General features: G+C 50.4%; 10 protein-coding genes. 2 read left to right on the top strand and 8 right to left on the bottom strand.

Translation table 11 applies throughout. The features are described from left to right. Nucleotides 1-3: 3 nt before the first annotated feature. Nucleotides 4-780, top strand: coding sequence for a YfaP family protein (locus HUZ68_RS15165; RefSeq protein WP_001225837.1), 777 nt, complete (start codon nucleotides 4-6; stop codon nucleotides 778-780). Between the two features lie 73 nt (nucleotides 781-853). On the opposite strand, the gene atoB is transcribed toward HUZ68_RS15165, so the two are convergent. The 6 genes from atoB to atoS form a co-directional block, all read right to left on the bottom strand. Further along, complete coding sequence (gene atoB, locus HUZ68_RS15160; RefSeq protein WP_000786524.1) at nucleotides 854-2,038, bottom strand: acetyl-CoA acetyltransferase; 1,185 nt, start codon at nucleotides 2,036-2,038, stop codon at nucleotides 854-856. A 30-nt stretch (nucleotides 2,039-2,068) separates the two neighbouring features. Next, on the bottom strand, nucleotides 2,069-3,391 hold the full coding sequence (locus HUZ68_RS15155) for a TIGR00366 family protein (protein WP_000580275.1): 1,323 nt from the start codon (nucleotides 3,389-3,391) through the stop codon (nucleotides 2,069-2,071). Then, on the bottom strand, nucleotides 3,388-4,038 hold the full coding sequence (gene atoA, locus HUZ68_RS15150; protein ID WP_000339064.1) for an acetate CoA-transferase subunit beta: 651 nt from the start codon (nucleotides 4,036-4,038) through the stop codon (nucleotides 3,388-3,390). Before atoA ends, HUZ68_RS15155 begins: the two co-directional genes overlap by 4 nt. Then, the gene (atoD, locus tag HUZ68_RS15145) at nucleotides 4,038-4,700 is read right to left on the bottom strand and encodes an acetate CoA-transferase subunit alpha (protein ID WP_000850540.1); all 663 of its coding nucleotides are present in this window, start codon (nucleotides 4,698-4,700) and stop codon (nucleotides 4,038-4,040) included. The genes atoA and atoD overlap by 1 nt, the downstream gene beginning before the upstream one ends. Nucleotides 4,701-4,895: 195 nt before the next feature. Then, nucleotides 4,896-6,281: an acetoacetate metabolism transcriptional regulator AtoC gene (gene atoC, locus HUZ68_RS15140; protein ID WP_000125298.1), complete on the bottom strand. Its 1,386-nt coding sequence runs from the start codon at nucleotides 6,279-6,281 to the stop codon at nucleotides 4,896-4,898. Next, nucleotides 6,278-8,104 carry a two-component system sensor histidine kinase AtoS gene (gene atoS, locus HUZ68_RS15135; RefSeq protein WP_000559128.1) on the bottom strand — a complete coding sequence of 609 codons (1,827 nt, stop codon included), beginning with the start codon at nucleotides 8,102-8,104 and terminating at the stop codon, nucleotides 6,278-6,280. Before atoS ends, atoC begins: the two co-directional genes overlap by 4 nt. Before the next feature lie 166 nt (nucleotides 8,105-8,270). Here atoS and rcsC point away from each other — a divergent pair, with 166 nt between their 5' ends. After that, nucleotides 8,271-11,120, top strand: coding sequence for a two-component system sensor histidine kinase RcsC (gene rcsC / locus HUZ68_RS15130; protein WP_000876006.1), 2,850 nt, complete (start codon nucleotides 8,271-8,273; stop codon nucleotides 11,118-11,120). A gap of 85 nt (nucleotides 11,121-11,205) precedes the next feature. Here the strand turns inward: rcsC and rcsB are convergent, their stop codons facing one another. Next, nucleotides 11,206-11,856, bottom strand: a complete 651-nt coding sequence (gene rcsB / locus HUZ68_RS15125; RefSeq protein ID WP_001061917.1) for a response regulator transcription factor RcsB — start codon at nucleotides 11,854-11,856, stop codon at nucleotides 11,206-11,208. A 16-nt stretch (nucleotides 11,857-11,872) separates the two neighbouring features. Continuing rightward, a complete protein-coding gene (rcsD, locus tag HUZ68_RS15120) occupies nucleotides 11,873-14,545 on the bottom strand; it encodes a phosphotransferase RcsD (protein ID WP_001249109.1) in 2,673 nt (890 codons plus the stop codon). Nucleotides 14,546-14,654: the final 109 nt, after the last annotated feature.

Below are 14,654 nucleotides of genomic sequence, written 5' to 3'. Positions count from 1 at the left end.
GCTATGCGAAAGATTTTTCTTCCGTTGTTACTGGTGGCGCTTTCGCCTGTCGCTCACAGTGAAGGTGTGCAGGAAGTCGAGATTGACGCACCGCTCTCAGGCTGGCATCCGGCAGAGGGCGAAGATGCCAGTTTTTCACAATCGATCAATTACCCGGCGTCGTCCGTCAACATGGCAGATGATCAAAATATCTCAGCGCAGATCCACGGCAAAATAAAGAATTATGCTGCGGCGGGTAAAGTTCAGCAGGGCCGGCTGGTGGTCAACGGTGCCAGTATGCCGCAGAGAGTTGAATCCGATGGTTCATTTGCACGCCCTTATATTTTCACTGAAGGCAGCAACAGCGTGCAGGTCATCAGCCCGGATGGGCGAAGCCGACAAAAAATGCAGTTTTACTCAACGCCGGGTACAGGAACGATTCGTGCACGTTTACGGCTGGTTCTCTCGTGGGATACGGACAATACCGACCTCGATCTTCACGTTGTCACGCCCGATGGCGAACACGCCTGGTACGGTAACACCGTGCTGAAAAACAGTGGTGCACTGGATATGGATGTCACGACGGGGTATGGACCCGAGATTTTCGCCATGCCAGCGCCAGTTCACGGGCGCTATCAGGTGTATATCAACTACTATGGTGGGCGCAGCGAAACGGAATTAACCACCGCCCAACTGACGCTGATTACCGATGAAGGATCGGTCAATGAGAAACAGGAAACATTTATTGTACCGATGCGTAATGCTGGCGAGCTGACGCTGGTGAAAAGTTTTGACTGGTGATTAATGGGGTTACCTTCGCCGTCGATGTTCAAGAAAACACCCGATAACTTTCGCTATCGGGTGTTTTTATTGATTAATTCAACCGTTCAATCACCATCGCAATTCCCTGGCCGCCACCAATGCACAGTGTTGCCAGCCCCAGCGTTTTATCGCGTGCCTGCATGGCATGTAATAGTGTGACCAGAATACGAGCACCACTGGCACCGATAGGATGCCCGAGCGCGATGGCCCCGCCGTTGACATTCACTTTCTCAGAATCAAAGCCCAGGGATTTCCCAACGGCAAGGAACTGTGCAGCAAATGCTTCATTAGCCTCAATGAGATCAATATCCGCCAGTTGCAGCCCCGCCAGTTGTAACGCTTTTTGCGTGGCAGGTACTGGACCCATACCCATCAATGCGGGGGGCACGCCACCGCTGGCATAACTTTTAATGCGAGCCAGGGGGGTAAGGCCTGCTGCCAGCGCCGCAGATTCTTCCATAATCACCAGAGCGGCAGCACCGTCGTTAATACCAGACGCGTTCCCGGCGGTGACTGTTCCTGCTTTATCGAAGGCCGGGCGCAATGCGCCTAACGCTTCAGTCGTAGAATCCGCTTTCGGGAATTCGTCTTGACTGAAGACGAAGGTTTTCTTCCGAGTGACAACATTTACCGGGACGATTTCGGCTGTAAAAGCACCGGACTCAATTGCGGCTGCCGCTTTACGCTGTGAATGTAGCGCCAGTTCATCCTGCATTTCTCGGGTAATTCCGTACTCTTTGGCCACGTTCTCGGCGGTAATCCCCATATGATAACCATGGGTGGCGCACATCAGACCATCGCGCAGGATTACGTCATAAACCTGTCCGTCTCCAAGACGATAACCAGAACGTGCTTTTGCATCGAGTAAGTAGGGCGCTAAACTCATATTTTCCATACCCCCCGCCACAATGCTTTGCGCCTGACCTGCCTGAATTGCCTGGGCGGCAAGCGCCACACTTTTAAGACCCGAACCACACACTTTATTGACCGTGAATCCGCACACCGTTTCTGCCAGCCCGCTTTTTAACAGTGCCTGACGTGCCGGATTTTGCCCCAACCCGGCTTGCAACACGTTACCCATAATCACTTCATCAATGTGTAGTGAATCGATTTTTGCACGTTCAATGGCGGCTTTAATTACTGTCGCCCCCAGGTCGATGGCGCTGGTGGAAGCGAGTGAACCGTTAAAACTACCGATAGCAGTACGTACCGCACTGACGATGACACAATTTTTCATTTTATATTCCTTCTGTTTGTAGGGGTGCCGTCAGAACAGCGTTAAACCAATGACGAAAATGACGCCGGAGAAGAGCAGGGCAGTGATGCAGTAGCCCATGATGTCGCGGACACCGAGCCCAGCGATTGCCAGTGCTGGCAGCGCCCAGAATGGTTGTGCCATGTTCATCCATTGCTCGCCGTAGGCGATCGCCATTACCGATTTACCGAGATCAGCGCCCAGCGCCTGGGCTGCGGGTATCACGAAAGGTCCCTGAATAACCCAGTGACCGCCGCCAGACGGAACGGCGAAGTTAATCAGTGCAGAACTAAAAAAGGTCATTACCGGGAAGGTGTCTTTGTTCGCAACATTGATGAAGAATTCGGTAATGAGTCCGCCCAGACCGGAATGCTCCATCATCAGTTGGATCCCAGCGTAGAAGGGGAATTGCACCAGAATACCGGCAGTACTGCGTGCTGCCGCGCTGATAGCACGCATATAAGCCATTGGCGTTTTATGTAGCAGCAGACCCGCAATCATAAACATCAGGTTGACGGTATTGATGGTGATGTTGAAGCCATGTTCGCTGAAGTACATCGCCAGGTAAGCGATACCGAGTGCGCCGATGATCAACGTCAGAATGCGGCTTTCTTCCAGTCGCTCGGATGGTGGGGCATCTTTCGGTAGCTGCTTTTGAAAATCAGCCTCTTCCATGAGTAGTTTCGGATCGATACTCACCACGTCAGACGGTTTTGGCATCATCATGCGGGTGATAAATGGCATCACCACAATCAACGCCACAGTGATGAAAATGTTAAAACCACTGAACAGAGTATCGCCCACCGGGATCAGCCCGGCGATATGCTCAACCGGGTTGCCCGGTGTTGCAGCCAACAGAGGCATTGAGCCAGAGAAACCGCCACCCCAGGTGAGAAAACCAATGTAGGCGCAGGCAATGAGCAACGGATAATCAGAACCGGGTACTCGGCGGGCGACTTCACGGGCAAACATTGCGCCGACAACCAAACCAAATCCCCAGTTGATGACACAAGCGACTGAACCGAAGAAAGTGACCAGCATGACGCCCTGTACGGGCGTCTTTGCGGCGGAGGCGGCAGTACGCAGCAAACTTTTCACCGGAGCAGAGCTGGCAAGGGCATGACCGGTAACGATGATAAGCGCCATCTGCATACCAAACGCCAGCAAGTTCCAGAAACCGTCACCCCACATTTTCACCATGCTGATCGGCGTTTGTGGTGTTAACCAAAGCGCGATCACGAAAGTTAGCAATGTCAGCAACATGGCAAAGATCAGTGGATCGGGAAGCCACCGGCTGACAAAACGCGTCATAAAACGCGATATGCGACCAATCATAAATCACCCCGTTGCGTATTCAGATCGGCGGCAACTTCAAACCGAGCTTCTGTTTTGGCACACACGGTGGCTAAATCACACCCGTCGGCAATTTCGGTGAGCCACATTTTGCCGTCAATAAAACGAAAGACAGCCAGTTCAGTAACCAGCATATGCACCGCATGTTGCGCAGTGAGTGGCATGGTGCAGCGGCGCAAAATTTTTGCTGAACCATCTTTGGCGCAATGTTCCATGGCGATGATCACTTTGCGCGACCCGGTCACCAGATCCATCGCGCCACCCATACCGGGCACCATTTTCCCAGGCACAACCCAGTTCGCGAGGTTTGCTTCTTCGTCTACTTGCAAACCGCCGAGCACGCAGGCATCAATATGACCGCCGCGGATTAGCGCAAATGACATGGCGCTATCAAACATGGCTGCACCGGGTAAAACACCGCACGGTTGTCCGCCAGCGTTCACCAGATCTGGATGCGCTGTCGTGACCGGGCCTAAACCGAGGAAGCCGTTTTCCGATTGCAGAGTGATATGAATACCCTCCGGTAAATAATTGGCGACCATTGTGGGTAAACCGATCCCTAAGTTAACGATGTCACCATCACGAAGCTCTTGCGCCACACGGCGCGCAATACGTTGTTTCGCATCCATTATTTGCTCTCCTGTGAAACGATGATGTGGTCGATAACGGCACCAGGGGTGACAATATGGTCAGGTTGCAGCTCGCCGGTTTCGACCAGTTCATCTGGCTCTACCAGCGTGATATCAGCCGCAAGGGCTATCAGGGGGTTAAAGTTGCGGGCGCTAAGTTGATAGGTCAGGTTGCCAAGTGTGTCGCAACGATGAGCGCGAATTAGCGCCAGGTCGGCGCGCAGCGGGCGTTCGAGCAGCCAGGTTTTACCGTCGAGTGTTAGTGTCTGTTTGCCTTCCTCTACGACGGTGCCGACACCCGTTGGGGTGAGAAAACCTCCAAGTCCAGCTCCACCACAGCGAATTTGCTCGATTAGCGTACCTTGCGGCACCAGAACGACGTCCATCTCACCAGATATCATGCGCCGACCTGTTTCCGGGTTGGTGCCGATATGTGAAGCAATCACTTTGCGGACTCGACCATTGACGATGAGCGGACCGATGCCGGTATCAACAAACGCGGTATCATTGGCTATCAATGTCAGGTCGCGAACACCAGATTCCAGTAATGCTTCAACCAGGCGGGATGGAGTGCCAATCCCCATAAATCCGCCCACCATGATGGTCATGCCGTCACGAAAGAAGCCGGTGGCGTCTTGTAATGTCATCAATTTTGTTTTCATTTTTTATCCCTCTTGCATACACCGTTGTGGGTACAGTCAGGGAATAGCAAGGGGAGTGCCAGAATGAGATTATTGGGTGTTTTTATTTAAATAATTGAATAGAAAAGGATAAATTAGATGGGGATTCATAAGGAGAATAAGCGGCTATGCAGAAAATTGCGCACTGTGCAAATTTCTGCATAGCAAGTTTTGGCGTTATACATCCGCCGGATCGATACCGTATTCCTGGAGTTTATACATCAATGCACGGCGACTGATGCCCAGCATTAAAGCAGTGCGGGTTCGGTTTCCTTCTTGTTGTTCCAGCACTTCCATAATGATGCGTTTTTCGACGCGTTTAATTTCCTCTTTTAAATTACGCTCACCGACAGGGGCTGTTTTTGCCTCACCAGCATTACAGACTGGCTGACGAATCTGCGGCGGAAGATCCTCAGAAAAAATGATCGGGCCTGAATTCATCACGACGGCGCGTTCAATAACGTTGGAAAGCTCTCGAATATTTCCCGGCCATGACCAGGCGGTAAGCAGTGACATTGCCATCGGATCGATGTCGATAATATCGCGCTGATTCTCACTACTGAATTTTTGCAAAAAGTGATTAGCTAACAGGGAAATATCTTCCCGGCGATCGCGCAGAGGCGGCAGTATTAAATGAATAACGTTAAGGCGATAAAAGAGATCTTCACGGAAGGTGCCTTCTTTTACCATTGCCTGCAAGTCGCGGTTGGTGGCAGCAATGATGCGGATATCAACTTTTATGGTCTGATGGCCGCCAATCCGTTCAAATTCCCGTTCCTGCAGAATGCGTAGTAATTTGGCTTGCAGTACGAGCGGCATTTCGCCAATTTCGTCGAGGAGCAGAGTACCTTCGTTGGCACGTTCAAATAATCCCTGACGCAAGGTTTGTGCACCAGTAAATGCACCTTTTTCATGACCAAACAGTTCACTTTCGAGCAACGATTCCGGCAGCGCCGCGCAGTTGACTTTAATGAACGGCCCCTTTGCCCGCCGCGAATTGTAGTGAATCGCTCTGGCAATCAACTCTTTCCCGGTGCCGCTTTCACCGCTAATCAAGACGCTGGCCTGAGAAAGGGCAATTTTGGCGGTGTCTTTGCAGATATCCATCATCGCTGGGCTGTTGGTGAGAATGTGCCCCCATTGCCAGCTGGTGCTCAGTGCCTGGTGCAGATGACGGATCTCTTTTTTCATTGATTGGAGTTGTAAAGCGCGCTGAACGATTAAATTCAACTCATCGAGATCAAACGGTTTAATAACATAGTCGAAGGCCCCGCAGCGTAGCGCTTCGACGGCGGTTTCCACTTCAGCATAGGCCGTCATCAGAATAACGGGTGTCCGGGTCTCATTACTGCGCATCTCCTTTAGTGCCTTGATGCCGTCCATCTCTGGCATGCGGATATCCATCAACACCACGTCAGGGTGAATATCAGCAAACAGGTGTAATGCTGTGCGTCCGTTGTTCGCACAATGTGTTTCGAAACCTTGTAGTGCAAAAGCGGTGCTCAGCATACGGCGAACATTATCTTCATCATCCACAATAAGGATGCGATTAATAGCAGTCATACAGTCTGATTTCCCTGCGGGTTGATTGGTAAAATAAGCGTGAAGGTTGCGCCGTAGCCCGGCAAACTGGCGACGCGAATATCACCCTGATGGGCATTAATGATGCGTTGACTTAACGCCAGACCAAGCCCGGTTCCTGAGGCTTTGGTGGTGAAAAAGGGATCGAAGATCTTTTTTTGCAGCGAGAGATCAATGCCACAGCCGTTGTCCTCTATCGAAATGGCCTGTTGTGAGTCGCTGTATTGCCAGGTTTGAATGCGAATTTTCCCTCGTGCGCTGATAGCCTGGACGGCATTGATCAGGATATTCAGTAGTACCTGTTTGAGCAGTTCACGATCGGCGTTAATCGGGTTTAATTCATTATCCAGTTCGCTTATGAAGTCGACCCGCGCTTGTACGCCGGCGGTTTGTACCAGTACCAGAGTTTCTTCAACCAATGCATTGAGACTGACTTGTTGCCATTGACTGTGGCGTGGACGTGAAAATTCGAGCAATTGCTGAATAACTTTGTTAATTGAATCTATTTCTTTGAGTACTACGGACAGATATTCCTGATGTATTAGGTCGCTGGTTTGTTGGCGCAAGATCTGTACATAACCACGAATAGCCGTTAGCGGATTACGTACTTCATGCGCGACGCCAGCCATCAGCTCACCCAGTGTGGCGAGGCGTTCTGCTTGCGCCATGCGGCGCTGGGTTTCTTTGCGGACAGTTAAATCAGAGAAAATCACCAAAGCACCTATCATTTCACCGTGCGTGTTATGAATACGACTGGTAGTGACACTGAGTTCAATGGTGCGGTCACGGCCTGGAAAACTGATCTCCAGCGCCACATGTTCGGTGCCATGTTCCAGTGTATCCAGTACTGGACTGTAGAACTGAGTATTGTCGAACAACATGGAATAAGGCTGCCCTACCAGTTCATGGCGTTGATAGCCAGTGATAACTTCTGCTGCCGGGTTCATGGTGGTTACATCACCCTGGCGGTCAATGGCAATGACGCCATCGGCAGCGTTTTCAATAATCAGATCGTTAAGTGTCCGCGTTTCACGCAGTGCTTGGGCGAGGTTGTTAACACTCTGACTGATTTGCCCCATTTCACCGGGCAATTGTGGTAATCGAGTGGGAATATTTTGTGCCAGAGTCGAGAGGCCATCGGTGATGATATCAATATTGGCGCTCAGACGACGGGAGAAAAGGACAATCAACAGCAGGCTTATCAGCAAACCGGCGGTGAGCACAATGATAATCCTCACATCCATTTTCCAGGCCTGGCGGCGAATATCTTCGGTTAATTCATTGGCCCAGATATAGCCGAGGATTTCACCATTACGCTCAATGGGGATCATTGAATTCAAAATATCGCCGCGCACCTGCCTGCCTGAATAAACCAAAGGGGTATTTGTACGCATGACTTCGCGACCAGGGTGATCTGCGGCAATGGTAACGCCGACATTATTCTGATATAGCGCTGAAGGCGCGTAGGTGATTATCGCATCCAGCGTTTTGTTGTAATAACCAGCGCCGATGCCAGGGAAGGCGTGAGTGATATTTTCGGTAATGGGGGCAAGTTCTGCATTTAATGCGCGGATACGCTCCTCACGTGGTAAGTCGATGTAGAGATCATAGCGATCGCCTAGCGCCTGATTAAGCAGGTTGACCACGGCAGAAAGTTTTTTCTCTTTTTCAGATAAGACTGCTGAACGTCCTTCTGTTTCTACGATATAACCAATAGTAAGCGTTGGGACAATGACCATCAGGATTGCCATCAGAATCATTTGATTGCGTAAGCGGCGTGGATAAATCCACTTCATATAATGCATGCTGAAATCCACTAGTCTTGTCCGGTATATGACGATTATCAGAGGTTAAGGTGATGATTTCTCGGCGGTGTATCATATTCCAGAGAAGAGAGAACATTGCGGTAACACGCTTTTACCGCTACCTTAACCACACTCCATCGGTCACCTGAGGCGGAGCTTCGCCCCTTTGAAATACCTTGCTTCTTTTCGTACAACCCTGAAAGCCTCGCGCTACATGTTCAGAGCATTGGCGTTAGTGCTCTGGCTGTTGATTGCTTTTTCATCCGTTTTTTACATCGTTAATGCGTTACATCAGCGAGAATCGGAAATTCGTCAGGAATTTAATCTGAGTTCCGATCAGGCTCAGCGCTTTATTCAACGCACCTCTGATGTGATGAAAGAGCTGAAGTACATCGCTGAAAATCGCTTATCGGCAGAAAACGGTGTGCTTTCCCCGCGTGGACGAGAAACGCAGGCGGATGTGCCTGCGTTTGAACCGCTGTTTGCCGACTCTGATTGTTCCGCAATGAGTAACACCTGGCGAGGTTCTCTGGAGTCATTGGCGTGGTTTATGCGCTACTGGCGCGATAATTTTTCTGCGGCTTACGATCTCAACCGGGTATTTTTAATCGGCAGCGATAACCTCTGCATGGCCAATTTCGGTCTGCGTGATATGCCAGTGGAACGCGATACCGCGTTGAAAGCGTTGCATGAACGCATCAATAAATATCGAAATGCACCACAAGATGATAGCGGCAGTAACCTCTACTGGATCAGCGAAGGTCCGCGCCCTGGCGTCGGGTATTTTTACGCGTTGACGCCAGTTTATCTGGCGAACCGGTTGCAGGCGCTTTTGGGTGTCGAGCAGACCATCCGGATGGAGAATTTTTTCTTACCTGGTACGTTGCCGATGGGGGTTACCATTCTTGATGAAAATGGTCATACCCTGATTTCGCTTACCGGACCAGAAAGTAAAATTAAGGGCGATCCTCGCTGGATGCAGGAACGCTCCTGGTTTGGCTATACGGAAGGGTTCCGGGAGCTGGTGCTGAAGAAAAATCTGCCACCCTCATCGCTAAGCATCGTGTATTCGGTGCCGGTTGATAAGGTGCTGGAACGCATTCGCATGTTGATCCTTAACGCAATTTTGCTGAATGTGCTTGCCGGAGCAGCATTGTTTACTCTCGCGCGGATGTACGAGCGACGTATTTTCATTCCGGCGGAAAGCGACGCCCTGCGACTGGAAGAACATGAGCAGTTTAATCGCAAGATTGTCGCCTCCGCGCCAGTGGGTATCTGCATTTTGCGTACCGCTGATGGCGTCAATATTTTAAGTAACGAACTGGCGCATACCTATCTCAATATGCTTACGCATGAGGACCGCCAACGACTGACGCAAATTATCTGTGGGCAGCAGGTCAATTTTGTTGATGTCCTGACCAGCAACAATACCAATCTGCAAATCAGCTTCGTCCATTCGCGCTATCGTAATGAAAACGTGGCCATTTGTGTGCTGGTGGATGTTTCTTCGCGCGTGAAGATGGAAGAGTCGTTGCAGGAGATGGCACAAGCAGCGGAACAGGCGAGCCAGTCAAAATCGATGTTCCTTGCCACCGTCAGTCATGAGCTGCGAACGCCGCTGTATGGCATTATCGGTAACCTGGATCTGTTGCAAACCAAAGAGTTACCGAAAGGCGTCGATCGTCTGGTGACGGCAATGAACAACTCTTCCAGCCTGTTGTTGAAAATTATCAGCGATATTCTCGATTTCTCGAAGATTGAATCGGAACAGTTGAAGATCGAACCGCGTGAGTTTTCACCGCGTGAAGTGATGAACCACATCACCGCCAACTATTTACCGCTGGTGGTACGCAAGCAGTTAGGCTTGTACTGCTTTATTGAACCGGATGTGCCAGTGGCCTTAAATGGCGACCCGATGCGTTTACAGCAGGTCATCTCCAACCTGTTGAGTAACGCCATAAAATTCACCGATACCGGCTGTATAGTTTTGCATGTCCGCGCTGATGGCGATTATCTCTCTATCCGTGTTCGCGATACCGGCGTGGGGATTCCGGCGAAAGAAGTGGTGCGCTTATTTGATCCCTTCTTCCAGGTCGGAACGGGCGTACAGCGAAACTTCCAGGGGACCGGTCTGGGTCTGGCGATTTGTGAAAAACTGATCAGCATGATGGACGGCGATATCTCGGTAGATTCAGAACCGGGAATGGGCAGCCAGTTTACCGTGCGTATTCCGTTGTACGGCGCTCAGTACCCGCAGAAAAAAGGCGTGGAAGGGTTGAGTGGTAAACGCTGCTGGCTGGCGGTCCGCAATGCGTCGCTCTGTCAGTTCCTGGAAAACAGTTTGCAGCGCAGCGGCATCGTCGTAACAACATACGAAGGGCAGGAACCGACTCCCGAAGATGTGTTAATCACTGACGAGGTAGTGAGTAAAAAATGGCAGGGCAGAGCGGTAGTGACCTTCTGTCGTCGCCATATTGGTATTCCGCTGGAGAAAGCGCCAGGGGAGTGGGTACACAGTGTGGCTGCACCGCATGAGCTACCGGCATTGTTGGCGCGTATTTATTTGATCGAGATGGAGAGCGATGATCCTGCTAACGCTCTGCCGTCGACGGACAAAGCGGTCAGCGATAATGACGATATGATGATTCTGGTCGTGGATGATCATCCGATTAACCGGCGTTTGCTGGCAGATCAGTTGGGATCGTTGGGCTATCAATGTAAAACCGCGAATGATGGCGTCGATGCGCTTAATGTACTTAGCAAGAATCATATTGATATTGTGCTTAGCGACGTCAACATGCCCAATATGGATGGTTACCGCTTGACGCAACGCATTCGTCAGTTGGGACTGACGTTGCCGGTAATCGGAGTAACAGCTAATGCGTTGGCTGAAGAGAAGCAGCGGTGTCTGGAGTCCGGTATGGACAGCTGTCTGTCGAAGCCAGTAACGCTGGATGTGATAAAACAGACGCTGACGGTATATGCCGAGAGGGTCAGGAAATCGCGGGAATCGTAGGACGGATAAGGTGTTTATGCCGCATCCGGCAATCGGTGCAAATGCCAGATAAGACACTAACGCGTCTTATCTGGCCTACAGGTGATTAGTCTTTATCTGCCGGACTTAAGGTCACAGAAGAGAGATAATTCAGCAGGGCGATATCGTTCTCGACACCCAGCTTCATCATCGCAGATTTCTTCTGGCTACTGATGGTTTTAATACTGCGGTTCAGCTTTTTAGCGATCTCGGTCACCAGGAAGCCTTCCGCAAACAGGCGCAGAACTTCACTCTCTTTTGGCGAGAGACGCTTGTCACCGTAACCACCAGCACTGATTTTTTCCAACAGGCGAGAAACGCTTTCCGGGGTAAATTTCTTCCCTTTCTGCAGCGCGGCGAGAGCTTTCGGCAGATCGGTCGGTGCACCTTGTTTCAGCACGATCCCTTCGATATCCAGATCCAATACCGCACTAAGAATCGCTGGGTTGTTGTTCATGGTCAGAACAATGATCGACAGGCTTGGGAAATGGCGCTTGATGTACTTGATTAAGGTAATGCCATCGCCGTACTTATCGCCAGGCATGGAGAGATCGGTAATCAACACATGCGCATCCAGTTTCGGCAGGTTGTTGATCAGTGCTGTAGAGTCTTCAAATTCGCCGACAACATTCACCCACTCAATTTGCTCAAGTGATTTGCGAATACCGAACAAGACTATCGGATGGTCATCGGCAATAATTACGTTCATATTGTTCATGTAATAGGCTACCTTGCTACAGCAAGCTCTTGACATAACTGTCAATGTCGCTGATGTATTTTTCTATTCCTGGAACATCCTTCTCACGAATCAGATGTTCCAGCGTTTCACATAACTGCTTGCCGGGTACCAGATTTAGCATGGCAAATACGCCTTTAAGACGATGAGCCGTTTGGGCTAACGCAGCAAAGTCACTGGTTGCTGCTTCAGTATACAGCCTCTTAACATCATCCGGTACTGTGTCTACAAAGAGCGCATAATAGCCGCTGGCATGGAGTTGCGCATTTTCATCTCCGCCCAGAGGCGATTCTGTCACCTCTTCCTGCGCCAGTTGCACTTCAATTAATTGTAAGACCGCTTCCTGCATAGCGTTGCTCATATTGAAGTTGACGCACAATTGACCAGGCCCAATTTCCCGTACGCCAGACTCATCATCGCTTAAAAGCAAGCCAGAGGCAGTAAGATTAGACGGATTATCCGTTAAAAAGATATCATAATCTTGACTAATTAATCTTTCATCGGGTGTGATACAGGTTGCACCCCAATTTTCTAACTGGCGAGTGACAATATTCCGAATTTCTGCCGAAGTAACATCCACCATTACGCAGACATCATCCAGTAAACGCTCTTCTTCCTCTTCAACTTCCGGGTCAGCTGCGAGCATTTTGATATGCACAGAGTAGCGTGTACCAAGCCCATCCCGCGTTTTGATGTTTAAATGACCGCCCAGTTTACGTGCCAGTTGATCGCTCAGCCAGAATGCCAGCGGGTCCGCCTTGCCATAGCGATCGTTTTGGGTCTGGTTGATAAACGGGAAGTGCAAATTATCCATTTCATGAATGCTTACGCCTTCTCCGGTGTCCAGAATGCGGAACGTCAGGCGGTCTTCGGAGGACTCATCCTGATCAACCTCAAGGGTGATTTTTCCCAATTGCGTTGAGGTCACGGCATATTGCATCAGTAGCAGCAAAATACGTCGTAAGGCATCGCGATCGCCGCGGCGCATATCGTGTGCTTTCAGATGATTGTTAATCAGCAGTTGCAGACCTTTACGCTTGATGGCAGGCAACACTGAAGGCACAACTTCATCAATTAAATCCTGCACGGAGAACAGCACCGTCTCACTTTTCCAGCTATCGTCCGCAAGCATGTTCGCTAACTGTATTTCATCGACCAGCCGCACCAGCACATCTGCCTGATTCGCCAGTTGTTTGCTTTCCGGGGCGTTGAGTTTAGCCGCGCTCTCCGCCAGCGACTGTGCAGGTTCTTTCAGCGCATCGCCAATGTTTTTCATAAAGGTCATCCGCCCCTGCTGGTTTTTCTCATACAGACGCTGCGCCTGCTTGAGTTTCTTGTTTACCAGCACTTCGCGATCCTGATCGCGAATAATGAAAATTTGTGTGCGCGGCGCGACCTGGCTGCGGAACATGCGGATCTCATACAGCTCGTTATTGATCGTCGCCTGAATAATCCCCTGATGCTGTTCCGCCATGGTGGTGATGTTTTGCAGATTCAAATGCGGCAGCAAATGATCGGCAATTTTGTTACTTATGACAGTGCGGTTCGATTCCTGATCGTGAACCAGCAGGCCGAGCGGCAGCAGTGAGACTATCTCTTCATTGATTGCCCGTAAAATGCGCAATTCGTTATTGACCGCCGTGTTGGGTAGACTTTCTGTACTGCGACTGGAGAAATGGCGGAATGTGGTATAGCCAAATAACGCCAGCGCCAGCAAACCGATGTTCAGCAGCAGTGGCAGCAGAATGTTTTGCAACGTATCCAGCAATAAGGTGCCATAAGGAACCTGCCAGACCAGTCGCATATCGGTAGAGTTGAGTGCCGAGGAGATTTCAATCTTCGTACTGTTAAAGTGGATACTGACGCTATCCGTCCCTTCTTTCTCATTATCATTGTCTCCCGTTGCCGTCGCGTCTGGCTCAAGGCGGAAACTGTCCAGCGGCATACCCGGTGGGATCAAATCATTAATCGGCAGATCAAAAGCCACGACCGTTGCCAGATGTCCCGGCTGGTTGAACGTGGTACGCAAGGTAAAGTAATGACCGTTCTGCCAGGCCAGGCGGCGCATGTTAGAAAAGCTTTCGCGTTCATCGAGGGCGTTGGCCTGTTGCAACATCTCTGCACGACGTGAATCAACAATGTCACTGACGGTCGATTCTTTAAATCCGGAGGTGAGATCTTTGAGGGGCAGGGTTGAGATCAGCACCAGACTGTTATCCTGACCATTCAGGTAATACATTGACCACGGTACATTTTCTGCGCCCCACAATGTGTCCAGATAGGTGGACATCCGTTGAGTCATCTCAAGCGTTGAGTTGTCGTGAGAGCCAAAGATTAACGCTTCCGTTTTGCGACGCGGTTTTTCCAGATAGTAGACATCCTGTTTCAGGCGCGTCTCTTGTAAACCTTCGCCGGAGGAGGGGGAGGTCGTCGCGGCAATGTTGTCGTAGATCTGCCAGGTCACGTAACGCCAGGTATCGACGCGCTTTTGGATAGCGTGGGTAATGTCGACAATCTGGTAACTTTTATCTTTCAGCCAGGCGTTAACGGCGCTTTGTACCATTACCCCCATCGTCACCAGTAACACAATGATCAACAGTAAAAAGAAGCGGGTAATGCTCCCCGGTAGGAGTGAAAAGCGGGTCGTGGCCGTTGTCTCTTTCTGACGCATTCGTGTTTATGACCTGTTAAAACTTCGCGAAGTGATAGGGCAGTATAAAGGGTACAGTGTGAAATTCCAGACTCTTACCTGATTGATGATTCTCTATTCTCCAGTGATA

It is taken from the genome of Shigella dysenteriae (assembly GCF_022354085.1).
Classification (GTDB): domain Bacteria; phylum Pseudomonadota; class Gammaproteobacteria; order Enterobacterales; family Enterobacteriaceae; genus Escherichia; species Escherichia coli.
Note: the sequence above shows the minus strand (reverse complement) of the source record. Positions and strands in the feature narration are given on the sequence as shown.

Coding starts and splice junctions, on each gene's coding strand:
- HUZ68_RS15165 (WP_001225837.1), top strand. CDS start 4: ATGCGAAAGATTTTTCTTCCGTTGTTACTGGTGGCGCTTTCGCCTGTC.
- atoB (WP_000786524.1), bottom strand. CDS start 2,038: ATGAAAAATTGTGTCATCGTCAGTGCGGTACGTACTGCTATCGGTAGT.
- HUZ68_RS15155 (WP_000580275.1), bottom strand. CDS start 3,391: ATGATTGGTCGCATATCGCGTTTTATGACGCGTTTTGTCAGCCGGTGG.
- atoA (WP_000339064.1), bottom strand. CDS start 4,038: ATGGATGCGAAACAACGTATTGCGCGCCGTGTGGCGCAAGAGCTTCGT.
- atoD (WP_000850540.1), bottom strand. CDS start 4,700: ATGAAAACAAAATTGATGACATTACAAGACGCCACCGGCTTCTTTCGT.
- atoC (WP_000125298.1), bottom strand. CDS start 6,281: ATGACTGCTATTAATCGCATCCTTATTGTGGATGATGAAGATAATGTT.
- atoS (WP_000559128.1), bottom strand. CDS start 8,104: ATGCATTATATGAAGTGGATTTATCCACGCCGCTTACGCAATCAAATG.
- rcsB (WP_001061917.1), bottom strand. CDS start 11,856: ATGAACAATATGAACGTAATTATTGCCGATGACCATCCGATAGTCTTG.
- rcsD (WP_001249109.1), bottom strand. CDS start 14,545: ATGCGTCAGAAAGAGACAACGGCCACGACCCGCTTTTCACTCCTACCG.